A 1,834-nucleotide genomic window follows, 5' to 3' on the forward strand; every position below is an offset into this window, starting at 1 on the left:
GACCACCGACGGCGCAGACGCCATCATCGCCCTGCGCTGCCGGGAGGCCAGCAGCCAGCGGGAAGCCATCTGCAACACCCCGCACACTCAGACACGAACCGCCTGACCAGCCCCGGCCCCAAGATGATCTTGGTTACCTGGTTGACACTCGGATTTGTCATATGTAAGTTCTGTCTTACAGGTGTAAGAGAATGGATAAGACCCTGACTAGTGACGAGCTTGTCGCCATGCTGACCGCGATCGCGCACCCGCTGCGACTGCAGATCATCGCTGAGCTCGCCGGCGGGCGAGTGCACGTCAGCGAGCTGGCGCGGCGGCTGGGCATGTCCAGGCCGCTGCTGTACATGCACCTGGACCGGCTGGAGAAAGCCGGCCTGGTATCCGGGCAACTGGAGCTATCTGATGACGGTAAGGCGATGAAGTACTTCGAGCTGGTCCCCTTCGAGGTGCAGGTCACGGCCGAGACGGTCGTCCGCGCACTGGCTGAAGATGACGGCAAGGATGCGCTCCACATGGAGGAGAGCGACCAATGACACACATCACAACGCTGGCCTCGGCCGGCACGAACTACACGGCGATCGGCGTCCTGCTGGCGATCCTCGTCCCGATCTGCGCCGCGGTCGCGGTGATCGTCTGGAACTACTACCGGCTGCAGCGGCACCGCGCGGACGCGGTGGCGATGGCTTCCTACCGCAAGCTGGCCGAAGAGGCGGTGGCTAACATGACCGACCTGCGCGCCGACATGGCGAAGCTCGCCGAGCACGTCAGCGCCGTCGAGCAGCTCATGCGAGACGTGGGGTGAGTGCCGTGAGCGAGTTGAGCCTGCGCCGCGACCCCATCCGGCTGCTGCTGTCCCGCGGCCTGTGGAGAAGCGTCTGGTACCTGCTCGGCTACCTGGTCGTGGGCTGGGCGCTGTTCGCGATCGCGCTGAGCACCGCCGTCGCCGGCGCGGGGCTGAGCATCACGTTCGCCGGGCTGCCGGTGCTCGTAGCCGCCGCCGCGACGATCAGGTGGTGCGCGGACGTCGAGCGGGCCCGGCTGCGCCCCATGGTCAACGGACCCGTCGCCGGCAGTTACCGCCAGGTCGTCGGCTCCGGCGTCATGGCCCAGCTGCGGACCAGGTGGCGGGACCCCGCCACCTGGCGGGACGTCGCGTACGTGGTGGGCTTGTTCGTCCCGCTGCTCGCGCTCGACACCATTGTGCTCGCGGTCTGGTGGGCGTCCCTCGCCGCGATCACGCTACCCATCTGGTACTGGGCGCCGTGGAAGACAATCCACGGCGTGCGGTACCACGGCTACGACCTCGGCTACCACCCGAACGGGCCGCACGGCCCCGGCGGCTGGGGCCTGTACGTCGACACGCTGCCGAAAGCGCTGGCTGTAGCCGGCGTCTGCCTGATCTTGTTCCTGCTCTTCAACTACGTCCTGGTCTTGACCGCCCGCGCCCACGCCGCCGTCGCTCGCGGGCTGCTCGGCGCGGCGGAAGACCCGCTGCGCCAAGCGAAAGAAGTGCTCGGCCGTCCAGGCCCGCTGTCTTCGAACCTGCCCGCCTGACTGTCCCCGCCCATGAAGGTCCAGCTCACGGGCGGGGACCAGGCCGCGGCCGACTAACACCAACACCCCATCTGCGCCAACAGAGAGAGGAACTCCGATGCGCCAGCCGCACAGTTCAGTATTCCCGATTTCAGCCGGGGCTGAAGAGCACGACCCGCCGCCAGGCCGGCGTCGCGAACGGCCTAACCTGACCGAACGGGTGGCCGGCTGGAGCGCCGCGCACCGCAAGACCGCCGTCTTCGGCTGGCTGCTCCTCGTCGCCGCCATCTTCATGGCGGGC

Annotated in this window: 4 protein-coding genes; all 4 read left to right on the forward strand. The window is 67.8% G+C overall.

From position 1 onward, the window contains the following. Window positions 1–191 precede the first annotated feature (191 nt). A complete protein-coding gene (locus tag WA805_RS23115; RefSeq protein WP_425243390.1) occupies window positions 192–533 on the forward strand; it encodes an ArsR/SmtB family transcription factor in 342 nt (113 codons plus the stop codon). Beyond that, window positions 530–802 (forward strand): hypothetical protein, encoded by a 273-nt coding sequence (locus WA805_RS23120; protein WP_422290522.1) that lies wholly within the window; start codon window positions 530–532, stop codon window positions 800–802. Before WA805_RS23115 ends, WA805_RS23120 begins: the two co-directional genes overlap by 4 nt. 5 nt (window positions 803–807) lie before the next feature. Then, window positions 808–1,554: a sensor domain-containing protein gene (locus WA805_RS23125; protein WP_422282597.1), complete on the forward strand. Its 747-nt coding sequence runs from the start codon at window positions 808–810 to the stop codon at window positions 1,552–1,554. 97 nt (window positions 1,555–1,651) lie between these two features. Beyond that, window positions 1,652–1,834: hypothetical protein (locus WA805_RS23130; RefSeq protein WP_425243391.1), on the forward strand; the 183-nt coding region annotated here is incomplete at its 3' end.

The organism is Trebonia sp., from assembly GCF_049794275.1.
Taxonomy (GTDB): Bacteria; Actinomycetota; Actinomycetes; order Streptosporangiales; family Streptosporangiaceae; genus Trebonia.